Origin of the sequence: Pantoea sp. MBLJ3, from assembly GCF_000816655.1 — a bacterium.
Taxonomy (GTDB): Bacteria; Pseudomonadota; Gammaproteobacteria; order Enterobacterales; family Enterobacteriaceae; genus Pantoea; species Pantoea eucalypti.
This window is the reverse complement of record NZ_JSUT01000001.1, coordinates 173,785-190,417: the sequence shown is the minus strand read 5'-3', so window position 1 is coordinate 190,417 and position 16,633 is coordinate 173,785. Positions and strand designations below refer to the sequence as shown.

Genomic DNA, 16,633 nt, shown 5'->3' with positions numbered 1-16,633 from the left:
CGGACCGGGGCACTAAAACACCCGCTGCTCCCTCTCCTCCAGCACCGCCAGTGCCAGCCCGTTAGCCGGGTCAATCCGGTTCTCCGGGAACTGCAGCTGAGTATGCGCGGCGGTAAAAGCCAGCGCGTTACCGTGTGCGGTATCGCGTACCGCCTTACAGAAGCGCTCACTGGCGTTCCACGGACAATCAATGATGATTGTGGCGGGATTGAGCAGCAGCATAATCTGACTCAGTGCCGCACCCAGATAGCCACCTGCCAGCGCCATCACCTCATCCACCACGCGTGGCGCGCTGTCGCGGTTCTGCCAGCTCAGCCCGGGCTGACGCTGTGCCAGCTGTTGTTTAATCGCAGGCTGACTGACCAGCGCTTCAAGGCAACCCCGACGACCACAACTGCAACGCGGCCCTTCGGGCTGGACAACCAGATGGCCGGCCTCGCCCGCCGTCCAGCTGTGGCCGGTAAAGACTTCGCCATGCTGTACCAGTGCGCCGCCAATCCCCTCTGAAATACGCAGATAAAAATGGCTGCTCTCCACCGATAATCCACGCTGATCAACAGCCAGCAGCGCGGCGGCTTTAACATTGTTCATAATGCGAATCGGCAGACGAACGTGCTTGCGTAGCGCGCTCAGCAGGTCAACATCCTGCCATTCAAGCGGCAATGAAATGTGCATCCAGCCGCGTCGCGGATCAACGATGCCGGGAAAGCCCAGGCCAATGCCGAGCAAATCGGGATAGTGCTCAGTCAGTTCACGGCACAGCATGGCCAGCTCAGCCAGCAGGCGGGTCGGATTACTGGTATCAGTACGTAGTGTCGCTTCAGCCAGTACCTGGGAAAAATAGTCGCAGACCCGCCAGTGGACCACGTTGCGTTCCACCATAATGCCTGCGCTCTTAAGTTTTTCTGGCCTGAGGGTAATCCCGATTTTAGGCCGTCCGGCGGCCGCCACGCTGACCGGGCCCAGCTCTTCGATCAGGCCTTGTTCAAGCAGGTCATCAATGATTAATGAGACGGTATTTTTGCTGAGTGTCAGCACCTCCGCCAGATCCTGACGCGACGTCACGCGCAGCTTACGCAGCTGACTCATCACCCGTTTCTGGTTATTCAGTCTCAGTAGTGCAGGGCCTTTGCCATTCGTTTTCATCACGGGTTCACTCAACAGAGGAGTAACAATTGAGTGTATCAGCCCATGCGGATTCTTCATCCCACACTTTGCGTGCTGTTTCACACAACCCAATCGACGGTGGCGGAGATCGTGATGATGATCGGATTGCCGGATTAACACGGGTGTTCTGTGGTACCGGCGGAGCGGGCGAGACTGCGGGTGCAGCACCGTTGTCTGCGCCGGGTAGGGGAGAAAGACAAAGCAAGGGTGGTGAATGGCAAGGATGCGGAACATCAGGCCCGATTAACGCAGTGACCCGGCACAGCCGGGTCACTGATTAATATTCGTCGCCGCGCACCCGACTGCGATAGCTTTCCCAGTCGAAACGCACCCACAGGCTGTTACCGAGCCGCATACGATCCATGACGCGTTCACCCAGCAGTGCATTCATACCTGCATGGTCGAGGTTAGATAACATGCCGGTCGGTCGTTTCGACGAAGAACGGCGATCAACTATCTGGTTGATGATCACTTTTTCGTAGCGCGATTCGCTCTGCATACCAATTTCATCAATCACCAGCAGATCAACGCTGCTGAGATCCTGAATCAGCCGTTCTTCGGTAATGCCGCTACTGCCGCTGAAGGTGCCCTTCATACTCGACATTAGATCGGCCACCGTCACGATCAGCACGCTTTTACCGCGCAGAATCAGGTCATTGCCAATCGCGGCAGCCAGATGGTTCTTACCGGTGCCGGGACGTCCTGAAAAGACAAAGCTGGCGATGCTGCCATCAAATTCGGCAGCGTACTGACGTGCCAGCTCCAGCGCTTTGCGCTGTCCCTCGTTCTCTACCCGGTAATTATCAAATGAGCAGTTCATGTGCAGCTCACGAATACCGGATCGGCCCATCACGCGCTGCATTTTCATTGCGCGGTTTTCACGCACAATCGCCTCTGAACGCAGGCGACCCTGCTCCTGATTCCACGCCAGCAGCTCTTCACCATTGGCAAATTTCGGCCGGGTGCCCTCAGGCATCATTCTTTTCAGACGGTTAAAGAGATCGTTGGGCGTTTTCATCATTCACCTCGGAAACCATCGGGAATGGTACGGTCAGGATCAGGCAACTGCGTAATATCACGCTTCGGTTGCCCGCCGTTTGCGGCGCGGTTCATCTGAATGCTGCGCGCCAGCTTTTGTTGCCACTGCACATGATGGAACATCCGGCCTTCGGCCTGCCAGTAGGCCACAAAGGCCGCCAGCTCGCTGGGCGTCACCGGTTCACTTAGCGCCACGCCCCAGATGGCGGCCTGACGGGTAAAGTCGGCATCCGGCTGCCAGCCCTGATACATGGCGAACTTGCCTGCCGGCGTATGAATCGCGGCGGGCGCGTCGTCATACAGGCTGTCATCCAGCGCCACATCATTTGGCTGCCGGGCGGCGGTTTCCAGCGCCAGCAGCTCAGCCAGACGCGTCGGTGTGATGGCGTACATCACCGGCGCATAGTTATCTAACACCGCCAGCGTGCCCTTTTCCGCCTGCTGCAGGGCAGTCAGCGGATCCTGTCGGAAGGCATCCAGGCCAATAAGCGTTGAAGTTAAGATTTTAGCTGACATGAAAAGACCTGAGGTTAACGAACACCTTGCGTCGGGAACCCATCACCGACGCAGAAGTGTTTATTGTACCTGTTTTAAGGGTGCGGATCGCTTAAAAAGCAACGCTGCGGATCAGTGTGAGGTGACCGTGGAGGTCGCGTGGCGGGCCGGTGCAGATTCGGTGATTTGTACCCGGACACCCGCAGCAGCCGGACGGGTCTGCCACAAATAGCGCACTGAGGCGAGCCAGCAGAGGCTGTATCCCAGAAGCTCGGTACCCTCTTCGGCCATGTTTTTCACCACGCGGTTGTAATCTCCCAGCATCAGATGCTGCCACAGCGCATGCACACCAAACAGGCGGGAGAAGACCAGCACCACTAAGAAGCCAGAGGCCATCACCGGCCAGCTGCGATGCAGCAGCAGATTCGCCAGCGCATGCACGGTTTTTTTTGGCGTCCGCAGCGCGACAGCCAGCGAACCCGCCGTAACGGCCAGAGCAAACCAGACCCAGCTGCCGTGCTGAAAAGTATCAAAAACAAAGTCGAGTTCGCGGATGAGCATGCAGCTGTAAAAGCCCGCCACTAAGGTCAGCGCCCCGCGCTGAGCGGGACGACGGCGAGCCGCAATAAAGAACAGTGCGGCGATCATCGCCAGCATGCATTCCTGGGTGGTTTCAGTAAAAGAGGTTTCGTGGAGCGCGTCGTTCATCCAGGCCACATCAATGTAGACAGGGACGATAGTCAACGCGAGAACCAGAGCTGCCAGAAGGAAAACCGCTATTTCGCGGCCAATAATTGTCAAATCGTTGCGCATAAGGTTACCGGTATAATGATTAGCGGACTCATTATATTTTAAACGCCCGATTCCCTTTCTCATTTTATGCCCCGCTAGAAGCTGGCACTGAATCCAAAGGTATAAAGTTGCTGCTCCTGATTATTCAGCGCCTCACTTTGTGAAAACGCAGCAAAAGCCGCCAGATTCGCGTTGAGTGGCATTTGTGCACCGATGCTCACATCAATGCCATCGGATTGATCAGAGCCGTTGGTTGCCTCGCGCCGGGGATTCTGCGATGTATCGGCCATCAGATAGTGATAACTCAGCTGCGCCCAGGGCGATATCCATCCCTGTTTCGAATCAATGCGCCAGCCGACGCTGGCGCTCTGCTCACGGCTCTGCTGATCGCTGTAATCGCATTGCAGACAGTTCATCTGCTGCGGATCGACCGCATACTGCGCCACGGGTCCGGTGGTGAGTGACGGGGCAATAGGCAGGTCAACGCCCGCCCGATAGCGTTTTCCCAGCGGCGTAGTGCCTACGCTGCCGGTTTCACTGTGCAGGGCAATGGGGGATGCGGTAGGCGAGTTAATGGCGGCTTCAAACAGGGCGCGGCTTTCATCGCTGAAGGCGAGTGGGTTCAGGGCGATCTTCTCCGCCAGGATCGTGTCGTAGTCGGGAGAGAAGACGGGATGTTGAGGCGCAGAGGTGCCACCGCGGGCAAAAGTCGGTTGCGTTAAGAGTAACAGGCATACAGCACAGCAGGTCCGCAGACCTTTCCAACCGCTTCTCGGCACCATCGCTTCTCCGGGCAAAACTGAAGTTATTATCCGGCGTCTTAATTAAATTTTCGGCCCGTCTCTGTTATTTAACCGGTGGTTGTTTAACTATCAACCGATAAATTCTAAGATCAAGCGGACCGCCAGAATTTTCACGTCATTAAAGGAAAAAAGTGATGCAACGATGTGGTTGGGTAACGCAGGATCCCCTCTATCTGGCCTATCACGACCGTGAATGGGGTGTGGTGCAAAGAGACAAGCGCGCGCTGTTTGAGATGCTTTGTCTGGAAGGGCAGCAGGCGGGATTATCCTGGATCACCGTGCTGAAAAAGCGGGAAAACTATCGGGCGGCCTTTCACCAGTTTGATCCGCAGGCCATAGCATTGATGGATTCCACAGATATTGACGCGCTGATGCTCAACAGCGGCATTATCCGCCACGCGGGTAAAATCGCGGCCATTATCGCTAACGCGCGTGCTTATCTTGAAATGGAGACGAAAGGCGAGGATTTCAGCCACTTCGTCTGGCAATTTGTCGATAACGTGCAAATCGTTCACGATTATCCTGATTACAGCCAGGCACCCACGACGTCAGAGCACGCCATTGCGCTCTCTAAGGCGTTAAAGCAGCGTGGTTTTAAATTCATCGGCCCCACAATTTGCTACTCCTTTATGCAGGCCTGTGGGCTGATAAATGATCATCAGAGCAACTGTTTTTGTCATCCTGACAATCAAAAGACGTGATTCCCGTTAAATCAGGATTTTTCCGCACTACATTCCCTGGCATCAGGCGGCATAATCGTGCCACTTATGGGAAAGGTTTTCCCCTGTGTGTCGAATGTAAGGGAACAAAAATGCAGAAAAAATTAATCGCCATCACTTTGTTATTAAGCGGCACCCTGGCCCTGCCAGGGTGTACGACCAATCCTTACACCGGCGAATCTCAGGCGGGTAAGTCAGGCGTGGGCGCGGGCCTGGGCGCACTCGTGGGTGCCGGTGTCGGCGTGCTCTCCTCGTCGAAAAAAGATCGTCGTAAAGGCGCACTGATTGGTGCCGCTGGCGGTGCTGCACTGGGCGGTGGCGTGGGCTACTACATGGATGTACAGGAAGCGAAACTGCGCGACAAAATGCGCGGCACGGGTGTCAGCGTGACCCGTAATGGCGATAACATCGTTCTGAATATGCCAAATAATGTCACCTTCGACTCTAATAGCAGCAATCTGAAACCGGCCGGTGCAAATACCCTGACCGGTGTTTCAATGGTGCTGAAAGAGTATCCGAAAACAGCGGTAAACGTCGTAGGTTACACCGACAGCACTGGCAGCCGTGCACTGAACATGCGCCTGTCTCAACAGCGTGCTGAAAGTGTTGCCAGCGCGTTGATCGTGCAGGGTGTTGCCAGCGATCGCCTGCGTACGCAGGGTGCAGGCCCGGATAATCCGGTTGCCACCAACAGCACCGAAGCAGGCAAAGCACAAAACCGTCGTGTTGAGATCACGCTCAGCCCACTGTAATAATCGCGCGCGCCCCCGACCTGGGGGCGTCTTTTTTCTGTAAAGCCTTCCGCTAAAAGAATCAGTAATGTTTCGGCGAATAGAGCCAGCAGACGCTTTATGGTAGCCTGATCAAAAATTGATCAGAGAATATTTCCTCATGTCTCTTAAAGCCATCGCTACGGTTTTAGGCCTTTCCGTGACGACGGTCAGTCGTGCCCTTAATGGTTATCAGGACGTTGCTCACGAAACGCGTAAGCGTATCGAAGAGGAAGCGCAGCGGCGCGGCTACCGACCCAATGCAGCGGCGCGGCGTCTGAAAACCGGTCGCGCTAACGCGGTGGGTCTTATCTACCCGATCAGTGCATCTTCTCTGAGTGGCAGCGACTTTAGCGACATGCTGCTGTCGCTGGATCATCACCTTGCCTGTCATGACATTAATCTGCTGTTACTGATGGATAAGCAGCAGAGTCAGTCGACACTGACACATCTGTTGCGCAGTGGGGCCGTGGATGCCCTTATCGTCGGTCACACTACGCCCGATGACAGCCGACTTCATGCGCTGCTTCAGGCTAATTTTCGCTTTCTGGCGCTGGGCCGCAGCGATCTGCCACCCACTTATGCCTGGTTTGATGTGGATCACTTCGCGGGTTCGCAGATGGCGGTGAGCTGGTCGCTGGCGCAGGGACGGCAGCGGATAGCCTGGCTCGGTAGCAACGAACACAGCACGCAGGTGCGTGAGCGTCGTCAGGGATATCTGACCGCGCTGGGCGATGTCGCACCTTATGCGATGGCGGCTGTGTCGCCGTCTCGCCGTGCCGGCTATCAGCAAACCAGGCAGTGGCTGGCAGAGGCGGCGGTACCGGAAGTGATTATCACCGACTGCGCTGTGCTGGCTGAAGGCGCAGCTCTGGCACTGCATCAGGCAGGACGGTCAGCAGGTGAGCGTGCCATTCTGCTGGCAGGCTGGGAGGGATTGCCGCGTGATGCGATTCTCGATCATCCCATTGTCGCTATTCGCCAGGCAACACCGCACCAGGCCGGAGAGCAGGTGGCTGAAATGGTCATCCAGCTGATCAATGGCGCACCACCGGAAACGTTACAGACCCTTTGGCAACCCTGGCTGCAATTACCGGTATAGCACTTTTTGCGGTGAGCTTTGCTTGTGCTAGTCTCTGCCTGGTTTCTCATTTCGCAGGATATCTCATGAAAATCAGGCCGCCTCGTGCCACCATCAGCGATGTTGCTCACGCGGCACGAACGGGCAAAACCAGCGTTTCACGCTATCTCAATGGCGAGCTGCATCTGCTTTCTGACGGTTTAAAAGCGCGGATTGAGCAGGCGATTGCCGATCTCAGCTATCGTCCAAGCCAGATGGCGCGCGGCCTGAAGCGCGGACGTACCCGCCTGATCGGGCTGATTATTGCCGATATCACCAATCCCTATTCCGTCGATGTGATGAGCGGTATTGAAGCCGCCTGCCGCGAGCAGGGTTTTACCCTGCTGATGTGTAACACCAATAATGAAGTGGATCTGGAGCAGCACTATCTGCAACTGCTTAGCAGCTATCAGGTAGAAGGCATCGTGGTTAACGCGGTCGGTATGCGTGAAGAGGTGCTGAATCATCTGCAACAATCCCTGCTGCCAATGGTGCTGATTGACCGAAAAATCCCCGATTTTCCCTGCGATGTAGTGGGACTGAATAACGCCGAAGCGGCTGAAACAGCCACGCGCCATCTGGTCGACAATGGCTATAACGCACTGCTGTTTCTGAGTGAGCCGCTGGGCAGCGTCAACACTCGCCGCGAGCGTCTGCAGGCTTTCCGCCAGCTGCTGGCAACGCATCCTCAGGTTGAGCATGAGAATACTGAAGTGGGGCTGCATCAGCCCGATGCGCTGGACCAGGCGTTGCTGGCCTTCCATCAGCGTCATACCGGCAAACGCTGCGCGGTGATGGTCGCCAACGGGGCGCTGACGCTGCAGGTGGCGCGATCGTTACAACGACTCAATCTGCACTGGGGTCGCGATATCGGCCTGCTCGGTTTTGATGAACTGGAGTGGGCGGCGCTGGCCGGTGTCGGTATCACCACGCTGAAACAACCCACCTGGCAGATTGGCTTCAGTGCACTGGAACGCCTGATTGCCCGTATTGAGGGCAGTGATGTGCCGGTTGGCGAGCAGGTCTTCTCTGGTGAACTGATTGTTCGCGGCTCAAGCCAGCCTCTGGGCTGAATTTCAGATTTAACCTTCCGTTTACGTGCTCGCTTCGTGAGCACGATCATAATTTCACAGTTTGCTCCTTTGCTTTGGAACCGGTTCCATTTAGGGTTTTTCTATTCGTTATGGGCAGAACCCTGCCATGGAGTAGAACATGAAACCTGACATCATCGTGGTGACCGCCGCTTATGGCCACGCGCAGATCGCCGCACTCGGGGGTCAGCGTGCGCTGCTGCCGATTATTCAGCAGGCGGGCGCTGACGGCGTTGAAATCCGCCGCGAACTGCTTGATGACACGGCGCTTACCGATCTGCCCGCGCTGGGCCGGGCGGTGGCGCAGCATCAGCTGCACGCCAGCTATTCGGTGCCCGATACGCTGTTTTGTGACGGCGGCGAAATCAATCCACGCCTGATCCACTACGTTGAAGAAGCACGCCAGTTAAACGCTCAGCGGCTGAAAGTGGCGCTGGGAGACTTTACCGGTGCACTCCCTCGCGAAACGTTGCAGGCGCTGCTGGCGGATCTGCCGTTTCAGCTGACCGTGGAAAATGACCAGACTGAGCATGGTCGACTGGCGCCGTCCGTCGCGTTTTTTACGGCGGTCAGGGAAGCCGATCTGCCGATCAGCATGACCTTTGATATGGGTAACTGGCGCTGGACCGGGGAAGATGCCGACCAGGCAGCGCAACAACTGGCCGCGCAGGTGGGTTATGTGCACGTCAAAGCGGCCGTGCCGCACCAGGATAGCTTCCGGGCGATTGCGCTGGATGAGGCGGATGACCACTGGCGCACGCTGCTGCAACAGCTGCCCGCACAGGCACCGCGCGGTATCGAATTTCCGCTGGAAGGCGACGATCTGACTGCGGTGACACGCCACTACGTGTCGCTGCTGCGTAACGTGTAAGGAACAGATATGACGCACATTAATCATCACAACGGTCAGCTTGATGTGGTCACCATCGGTGAAGCGATGGCGATGTTTATCGCCCGCGAGACTGGCGATCTGGCCGCAGCAGAGACCTTTGTTAAACGTTCTGCGGGCGCTGAACTCAATGTGGCGACCGGCCTGGCACGTCTTGGCCTGAAAGTGGGCTGGGTCAGCCGTATCGGCGATGACGCTTTCGGCCGGTTTATCTGCCAGCAGCTGGAAAAAGAGGGTATCGACCACGCCTGTGTGACGGTCGATAAACGCTATCCCACCGGTTTTCAGCTCAAGTCCAAAGTCGATGACGGTTCTGATCCGCTGGTGGAATATTTTCGTAAAGGCTCGGCGGCCAGCCATCTGTCGGTTGAGGATTTTGATGCAGACTATTTCGGCTCGGCGCGTCATCTGCACCTGAGCGGTGTGGCGGCGGCGCTGTCAGAGAGCTCGCTGGCGCTGCTGAAGCACACCGCCAAAGAAATGCGTGCACGCGGTAAAACTATTTCGTTTGACCCTAACCTGCGGCCGGTGTTGTGGCGCAGCGAAGAGGAGATGCGTAAGCAACTCAATCTGCTGGCGGAGTATGCCGACTGGGTGCTGCCGGGCGAAAAAGAGGGGCTGATTCTGACCGGTTATCGTCAGCCGGAAGCGATCGCCGATTTCTATCTCGACAAGGGTGTCAAAGCCGTGGTCATAAAAACCGGTTGTGACGGTGCCTGGTATAAAACGTCGCAGGGCGAAAAGGGTCAGGTTGAGGCGATAAAAGTCGATAACGTGGTGGATACCGTGGGTGCCGGTGACGGTTTTGCCGTTGGCGTTATCAGCGCCCTGCTGGAAGGTCAGTCGCTGCCGCAGGCGATTCGTCGCGGCAACAAAATTGGTTCGATGGCGATTCAGGTCATTGGTGACAGCGAAGGTCTGCCGACGCGTCAGCAACTGGGCGACGTGTAGTTCGCGCCCCTCTACAGTCACAGGAGTTCCCGATGAAAAAGCAGACAATCGCGCCAAAACGCTGGTGGTTCATCATGCCCATCGTGTTTATCACCTACAGCCTGGCGTATCTTGATCGTGCAAATTTTAGCTTCGCTTCTGCTGCCGGGATTAATGACGATCTCGGCATCACCAAAGGCATGTCCTCGCTGCTGGGTGCGCTGTTCTTCCTGGGTTACTTCTTCTTCCAGATCCCGGGTGCGATTTACGCCGAACGCCGCAGCGTCAAAAAACTGATCTTCGTTTGCCTGATTCTGTGGGGCGGCTGCGCCTCGCTGACCGGCGTGGTCAGCAACATTCCGATGCTGGCAGCCATTCGCTTTGTTCTGGGCGTGGTGGAAGCTGCGGTAATGCCTGCGATGCTGATTTATATCAGCAACTGGTTTACCAAATCGGAGCGTTCACGCGCCAACACCTTCCTGATCCTGGGGAATCCCGTCACGGTGCTGTGGATGTCGGTGGTGTCGGGCTATCTGATCGAATCCTTTGGCTGGCGTGAGATGTTTATCATCGAAGGGATTCCTGCGGTGATCTGGGCGATCGCCTGGTGGTTCCTGGTGCAGGATAAACCCGCACAGGCGCGCTGGATGAGCGATGCCGAGAAAGCGGCGTTGCAGGCTGAACTGCAGAAAGAGCAGGAAAATATCAAAGCGGTGCGCAACTACGGTGAAGCGTTCCGTAACCGCAACGTGATCATTCTCTGTCTGCAATATTTTGCCTGGAGCATCGGCGTGTATGGCTTTGTGCTGTGGCTGCCGTCGATTCTGCGTAACGGCACGCAGATGGGCATGGTCGAAGCGGGCTGGTTGTCAGCGGTGCCTTATCTGGCGGCAACCATTGCGATGGTGATTGTCTCCTGGGCGTCTGACAAAACCCAGAACCGCAAGCTGTTCGTCTGGCCACTGCTGCTGATCGGTGCGCTGGCTTTCCTCGGCTCGTACCTGGTGGGATCTAACCACTTCTGGATGTCCTACACCCTGTTGGTGATTGCCGGTGCCGCGATGTATGCGCCTTACGGACCGTTCTTTGCCATCATCCCTGAAATGCTGCCGCGTAATGTTGCCGGTGGTGCAATGGCGTTGATCAACAGCATGGGTGCGCTGGGATCGTTTATCGGTTCATGGATTGTCGGCTATCTTAATGGAGCAACCGGCAGCCCATCCGCCTCCTACATCTTTATGGGATCGGCCCTGCTGGTTTCGGTGTGGCTGACGCTGATTGTGAAGCCGGCGCAGAATAAAGCGCCACCGCTGCAGGGGGCGAAACCGGCCTGAAAGCGTAAACGTTAGCCTCTATTTCTCCGGGCGGCCTGCAAGCCGCCCGTAACTTATTGACCGGGAGCCACCGAATGAAACCCGCTGTAATTCTTTATAAAAAACTACCTGACGATCTTTATGCCCGCCTGGCTGAACAGTGTGACGTGACGGAAATCAGCGATCTCTCACCAGAGAGCCAGCAGAAGTATGCTGCGGATTTCCAGCAGGCAGAAGGTCTGCTGGGATCGGGCGGTAAAGTGAATGGCGAGCTGCTGGCGAAAATGCCCAATCTTCGCGTCTGCTCCAGCGTCTCTGTGGGCTACGATAATTTTGATGTAGACGCCCTGAATCAGCGTAACGTGGTGCTGATGCACACGCCGACCGTGCTGACCGAAACCGTGGCAGACACCATGATGGCGCTGGTGCTGAGCACGGCGCGCCGGGTGCCGGAACTGGATGCCTGGGTTAAAGCGGGTAACTGGCAGAAGAGCATCGGACCGGCGCAGTTCGGCATCGACGTACACCATAAAACGCTGGGTATTCTCGGCATGGGACGTATCGGGATGGCGCTTGCGCAGCGGGCGCACTTTGGTTTTGGCATGAAAATCCTCTATAACGCCCGCCGTGAGCATGAGGAGGCACAGTCACGCTTTGGCGCACAGCGCTGTGAACGGGAAGCGCTGCTGAAGCAGAGTGATTTCGTCTGCATTAGCCTGCCGCTGACTGAAGAGACACACCATCTGATTGGGGCCGCCGAGCTGGACCTGATGAAACCGGATGCGGTGCTGATCAACGCCGGGCGCGGACCGGTGGTGGATGAGAAGGCGCTGATCGCTGCCTTGCAGGCAGGCAAACTGCATGCCGCCGGACTGGATGTGTTTGAGCAGGAGCCGGTCTCTGCCGACTCCCCACTGCTGTCATTGCCCAATGTGGTGACGCTGCCGCACATCGGTTCTGCGACACACGAAACCCGTTACGGCATGATGCAGGATGCGGTAGAAAATCTCATCGCCGCACTTGGCGGAAGCGTCGAGAAGAACTGCGTTAACCCGCAGGCACTGAAGTAATCCCCACGCCTTCCCATTGCGCCCGCCGATGGCGGGCGTTATGGTGGACCCCCGATTCGTTATCACAAATATTTAACCGCTATGTCCTTTTCTCAGTTCGGCGACAAATTTACCCAACATTCCGGCATCTCACGTCTGATGGAAGATATGGGCGCGGGCCTCCGCACGCCCGGCACCATCATGCTGGGTGGCGGCAATCCGGCGCAAATTCCGGCCATGAACGACTACTTTCAGCAACTGCTGCAGCAGATGCACGAGGAAGGCAAACTCAGCGAAGCGCTGTGCAATTATGACGGTCCGCGTGGCAAAGCGACGCTGCTGGCGTCACTGGCTGAATTGCTGCGTGAACAGCTTGGCTGGCCGATCACCGCAGAGAATATCGCACTGACCAACGGCAGTCAGAGCGCTTTCTTCTATCTGTTTAACCTGTATGCCGGTCGCCGGGCCGATGGCAGCAAGAAGCGAGTGCTGTTCCCGCTGGCGCCTGAGTATCTTGGCTATGCGGATGCCGGTCTGGAAGAGGCGCTGTTTGTCTCGGCGAAGCCGAACATTGAGCTGCTGCCGGAAGGCCAGTTTAAATATCATGTCGATTTCGAGCATCTGCCGATGAACGATGAGGTCGGGCTGATCTGCGTCTCGCGCCCGACAAATCCTACCGGTAATGTGATCACTGATGATGAGCTGATGCAGCTCGATGCGCTGGCACAGCAGCATGACGTGCCGCTGCTGATCGACAATGCCTATGGTGTGCCGTTCCCCGGCATCATCTTCAGCGAGGTGCGCCCGCTGTGGAATCCCAACATCATTCTCTGCATGAGTCTGTCGAAGCTCGGCCTGCCGGGTGCGCGTTGCGGCATTATTATTGCTGACGAGAAGACGATTACTGCACTGAGCAACATGAACGGCATTATCAGTCTGGCACCGGGCAGCATCGGTCCGGCCATCGCCAATGAGATGATTCGTCGCGGCGATCTGTTGCGGCTCTCCGAAGAGGTGATCAAGCCGTTCTATCATCAGAAGGTGCAGCAGACCATTGCAATCCTGCGGCGCTATCTGCCGGAAGAGCGCTGTCTGATCCACAAGCCGGAAGGCGCGATTTTCCTCTGGCTCTGGTTCCGCGATCTGCCGATCACCACTGAATTGCTTTATCAGCGGCTGAAAGCGCGCGGCGTGCTGATGGTGCCGGGCCACTTCTTCTTCCCGGGCCTCGAACAGGCGTGGCCGCACACCCATCAGTGTATGCGGATGAACTACGTGCCGGATGCAGAGAATATCGAGCGGGCGGTGCAGATTCTGGCGGAAGAGGTTGAGATCGCCTGGCGCGACAGCTAATCCTGCTCTTCCTGTGGATCGGTTAATGACAGCTGGCACCACTGTGCCAGCTGCTTAATGGCCTGTTCCACCTCCGCATTCCAGCCGAAACCGGCATTCAGCCGGAAACAGTGATCGTAGCGATCATCGGTGGCAAAAATGTGGCCCGGTGCAATGCCGATACCCGCATTACGCGCTTTCAGAAACAGTTCGCGCACGTTCAGCGCCTTTCCCGGCATCTCAACCCACAGCACATAGCCTCCTTCCGGATCGGACACCCGCGTTCCCGCCGGAAATTCCCGCAGCACTGACTGACGCATTTCGCGAATTTGCCGTGCCAGCTCGCGACGCAGCTTGCGCAGATGCGCATCATAGCCGCCGCTGCGCAGCAACTCTGCCACTGCCGCCTGTGACAGCACCGAGGTGCCCATCGTCGAGGTATATTTTAGCGAGGCGATTTTGCGCATGTAGTTAACGCTGTGAACCCAGCCAATGCGAATGCCCGGTGCCACGGTTTTAGAGAAGCCGCTGCAGAGAATGGCGTTGGGGCTGAAGGCGCGCATCGGGAAGGGGCGACGCTCACCAAAGGCGGTATCGCCAAAAATATCATCCTCAATGATCACCACATCGTTTTCATCCGCCTGCCGCGCAATATAGGCTTTATGCTCGTTGGGAATGCTCTTGCCCAGCGGATTATTGACGTTGCACAGGGTCAGAAAAACCCGTACCGCCTTGCGCTGAAACAGACCGGTCAGCTTCGCCACATTCACATACCCTTCCGGCCCGGCTTCCACTTCAATCACCCGTAAATTGAGATTGTGCAGCATCTGCAGCAGCACGAAGTAGCAGGGCGACTCGACTGCCACCACATCGCCCGGCTGGGTGGTAGCACGCAGCGACAGCGAGATCGCCTCAATACAGCCGTTGGTGATCAGAATGTCGTCGGCGCTGATATTGCAGCCGTAATCGACCGCGCGACGGGCAATCTCAGTTTTCAGCGGCGCATAGCCGGTACCTTTGACCGTATTGCCGAGCAGAGCCGGTTTGCTGTAGCCCATCTGGCGCATCAGCAGGCCGATGCGCTTGACCGGATAAAGGGCGCTGTCGCCGTTAGCCAGATCGAGACGCACCCGGCAGTCTGAGCCGAGCATCGCCAGATGCAGTTCTGTCTGCTCATCCAGCGGCGCGATGGCGCGCGGCTGTTCGCTGACGGCGGGCAACTGACGCGAAGCGGGCCGCTGCGGGGCAACAAAAAAGCCCGATTTAGGGCGGGCGACGGCGTAGCGCTCATCTTCCAGCGTGCGCAGGGTTTTCAGGGCGGTGGTGAGGCTGACATTGTACTGCGTCGCCAGCGTCCGCACCGACGGCAGACGACTGTCGGGTGCCAGTGAACCGGCATGAATGGCCTGCTTAATCTGTTCTGCGATCTGGCGGTAACGACTGTTCTGACTCTCCTGTTCCCCGATAACATCGGCCATCTGTTCCACCCCATATCGCGCTGATCTGTGCATATTCAACAGAGTACATTCAAAGTACTTTAGGCTGCATCTCTTAATTATTCATGACGCTAAACGGCCCGGCTACCTCGTCAGCCGCCGGGCTTCAGGCCATAAAGTGATTCTGTTCACCTGAGGGAAACGTGAAAAATGAATAATCTGCCCGCCATGATGAAGGAGATTGAAGCGTATCTGTCACCCGCCATTATTGAGTCAGCTCAGCGCTGCTCTGGCCGCCTGATGGCGGCGTTGCCGGATCAGCAGCAACTGGAGAATAACCGTGTACTGCTCGCTTATGGCGGCGGAAAAGACAGCAGCTACATGGTGGCCTACGTGCGCTACATTCAGGGCCTCATCTGGCAGCAACAGGGCAGCACCTTTCATCTGCGGGTCAGCACCAACCGCCATGCAGCGATGAATCAGAGCGTGATGGAGAACATCCACCGCGTTTATCAGGCGCTGGCGATGCATGACGATGAACGGACAGAATGCCTGGTGGTAGATGGCCTGCTGATCCGACCGTTTGCCCGCGACCTGACGATTCCTGAGAGCGTACGGCAGCAGAACCGCAATGACGTGCTGATGAATGGCCACCGTTTTCGCGCTGATGCGCGCTCGACCTTCTGCAACGCCTGTAATCTCAGCATGGTGAACTCCTTTGGTCTGGCGGCAGACTACAACGGCGGCGTGGATCTGATTATCACCGGCGACTCGCCGCAGGAGCAGGCCGCCTATGTCGCCTGGGCGAGACACCTTTCCCGGCTGTTTGATGCGCCGGTAGCGGACAAAAGCCGGGGCTTCAGCGGATTTCTCCAGACGCTGGACGGTGTGGCAGAGCGCTACTTCTCTGACGTTTACGGGGCCGATCAGCTGACAGCCGCGCACCGCATCACCCATCAGCTCGCACGTGACCCGCTGTTTTTCAACATTTATCAGGACACCGCCTATGAAGCGGGCGCGCACTGGGCGCTGCTCAGCGAATTTATGCGCTTCCGTTTTGATGAACTGATGTTCAGCTTTTCCGAGTCCGACTGCGGTAATCCAACGCTGATGGCGCATCTGCGCGGACTGCGGGCTGAAACGCTGCTGCAGCGCCACTATGCCGAAGGGATCCGCGAGTATGTGCGCTTCGCGCTGGGGCTGATGGTGAAGAAAGATTTTCCGTCCGCGCTCATTAATGAGATGGCGGCGCGCTATCAGGACGACGACGCCATCCGGCAGCAGCGGCAGCGCGCGGCAGATTTCGCCATGCAGGCGTTTAACCTCAGTGAAGATCAGCTGATCTGCATGATTTACTCACCCTTCCTGGCGCACGGAGAGCAGCTGGGACACTGGCTGTCGCAGCAGCAGATTGCGCTGGAGGAAGCCGCTATTCGCGATCTGATTGAACAACGCAATAACGACGTCGAACTGGCTCAGCAGTTAACACAGCTCTCCGGCCTGACGCTGACGCAGATGCGCCACTGCTGGCAGAGCAGGCCGGTCAGTTCGCTGCTGGAGGGCAAAAGTACCGATCCGCTGTCGCGCGTCCTGCGTTTTGATCCTCACAAAGCGGTGATTCAGGTCAATAACGGTGTGCTCAATGACATCGTGACAGAAATCATTTCCGGGCGTTAACCCGGTAAGGCG

16 protein-coding genes are annotated in these 16,633 nt (G+C 57.0%); 10 read left to right on the top strand and 6 right to left on the bottom strand.

Features of this window, described 5'->3' with window-relative positions; all coding sequences use genetic code 11:
• Positions 1-12: 12 nt before the first annotated feature.
• The 5 genes from NP77_RS00825 to NP77_RS00805 form a co-directional block, all read right to left on the bottom strand.
• Positions 13-1,146, bottom strand: a complete 1,134-nt coding sequence (locus NP77_RS00825; protein ID WP_003849580.1) for an ROK family protein — start codon at positions 1,144-1,146, stop codon at positions 13-15.
• 298 nt (positions 1,147-1,444) lie between these two features.
• Complete coding sequence (gene dnaC, locus NP77_RS00820) at positions 1,445-2,185, bottom strand: DNA replication protein DnaC (RefSeq protein WP_003849584.1); 741 nt, start codon at positions 2,183-2,185, stop codon at positions 1,445-1,447.
• Entirely contained in the window at positions 2,185-2,721 is a 537-nt protein-coding gene (gene dnaT, locus NP77_RS00815; protein ID WP_008926380.1) for a primosomal protein DnaT, read from the bottom strand. Before dnaT ends, dnaC begins: the two co-directional genes overlap by 1 nt.
• 111 nt (positions 2,722-2,832) lie before the next feature.
• Positions 2,833-3,513 (bottom strand): hypothetical protein, encoded by a 681-nt coding sequence (locus tag NP77_RS00810; RefSeq protein ID WP_033743345.1) that lies wholly within the window; start codon positions 3,511-3,513, stop codon positions 2,833-2,835.
• 74 nt (positions 3,514-3,587) lie between these two features.
• Complete coding sequence (locus NP77_RS00805) at positions 3,588-4,274, bottom strand: hypothetical protein (protein WP_003849591.1); 687 nt, start codon at positions 4,272-4,274, stop codon at positions 3,588-3,590.
• A gap of 155 nt (positions 4,275-4,429) precedes the next feature.
• Here NP77_RS00805 and NP77_RS00800 point away from each other — a divergent pair, with 155 nt between their 5' ends.
• The 9 genes from NP77_RS00800 (at position 4,430) to NP77_RS00760 (ending at position 13,529) form a co-directional block, all read left to right on the top strand.
• Positions 4,430-4,996, top strand: a complete 567-nt coding sequence (locus NP77_RS00800; RefSeq protein WP_003849593.1) for a DNA-3-methyladenine glycosylase I — start codon at positions 4,430-4,432, stop codon at positions 4,994-4,996.
• Positions 4,997-5,106: 110 nt separating this feature from the next.
• Positions 5,107-5,766, top strand: coding sequence for an OmpA family lipoprotein (locus NP77_RS00795; protein WP_003849594.1), 660 nt, complete (start codon positions 5,107-5,109; stop codon positions 5,764-5,766).
• Positions 5,767-5,905: 139 nt separating this feature from the next.
• Entirely contained in the window at positions 5,906-6,886 is a 981-nt protein-coding gene (locus NP77_RS00790; RefSeq protein WP_003849595.1) for a LacI family DNA-binding transcriptional regulator, read from the top strand.
• A 65-nt stretch (positions 6,887-6,951) separates the two neighbouring features.
• Positions 6,952-7,977 (top strand): LacI family DNA-binding transcriptional regulator, encoded by a 1,026-nt coding sequence (locus NP77_RS00785; RefSeq protein WP_003849597.1) that lies wholly within the window; start codon positions 6,952-6,954, stop codon positions 7,975-7,977.
• Positions 7,978-8,116: 139 nt separating this feature from the next.
• The gene (locus tag NP77_RS00780) at positions 8,117-8,866 is read left to right on the top strand and encodes a sugar phosphate isomerase/epimerase (RefSeq protein WP_008926383.1); all 750 of its coding nucleotides are present in this window, start codon (positions 8,117-8,119) and stop codon (positions 8,864-8,866) included.
• A 9-nt stretch (positions 8,867-8,875) separates the two neighbouring features.
• Entirely contained in the window at positions 8,876-9,835 is a 960-nt protein-coding gene (locus NP77_RS00775) for a sugar kinase (protein ID WP_008926384.1), read from the top strand.
• A gap of 32 nt (positions 9,836-9,867) precedes the next feature.
• Positions 9,868-11,148 (top strand): MFS transporter, encoded by a 1,281-nt coding sequence (locus NP77_RS00770; protein WP_003849602.1) that lies wholly within the window; start codon positions 9,868-9,870, stop codon positions 11,146-11,148.
• 74 nt (positions 11,149-11,222) lie between these two features.
• On the top strand, positions 11,223-12,197 hold the full coding sequence (gene ghrB / locus NP77_RS00765; RefSeq protein WP_008926385.1) for a glyoxylate/hydroxypyruvate reductase GhrB: 975 nt from the start codon (positions 11,223-11,225) through the stop codon (positions 12,195-12,197).
• An 81-nt stretch (positions 12,198-12,278) separates the two neighbouring features.
• Entirely contained in the window at positions 12,279-13,529 is a 1,251-nt protein-coding gene (locus NP77_RS00760) for a valine--pyruvate transaminase (protein WP_039658666.1), read from the top strand.
• Here NP77_RS00760 and NP77_RS00755 read toward each other — a convergent pair.
• Positions 13,526-14,986 carry a PLP-dependent aminotransferase family protein gene (locus NP77_RS00755; protein ID WP_039658665.1) on the bottom strand — a complete coding sequence of 487 codons (1,461 nt, stop codon included), beginning with the start codon at positions 14,984-14,986 and terminating at the stop codon, positions 13,526-13,528. The genes NP77_RS00760 and NP77_RS00755 overlap by 4 nt on opposite strands.
• Positions 14,987-15,154: 168 nt before the next feature.
• Here NP77_RS00755 and NP77_RS00750 point away from each other — a divergent pair, with 168 nt between their 5' ends.
• A complete protein-coding gene (locus NP77_RS00750) occupies positions 15,155-16,621 on the top strand; it encodes a hypothetical protein (RefSeq protein WP_039658663.1) in 1,467 nt (488 codons plus the stop codon).
• The last annotated feature ends 12 nt before the right edge of the window (positions 16,622-16,633 follow it).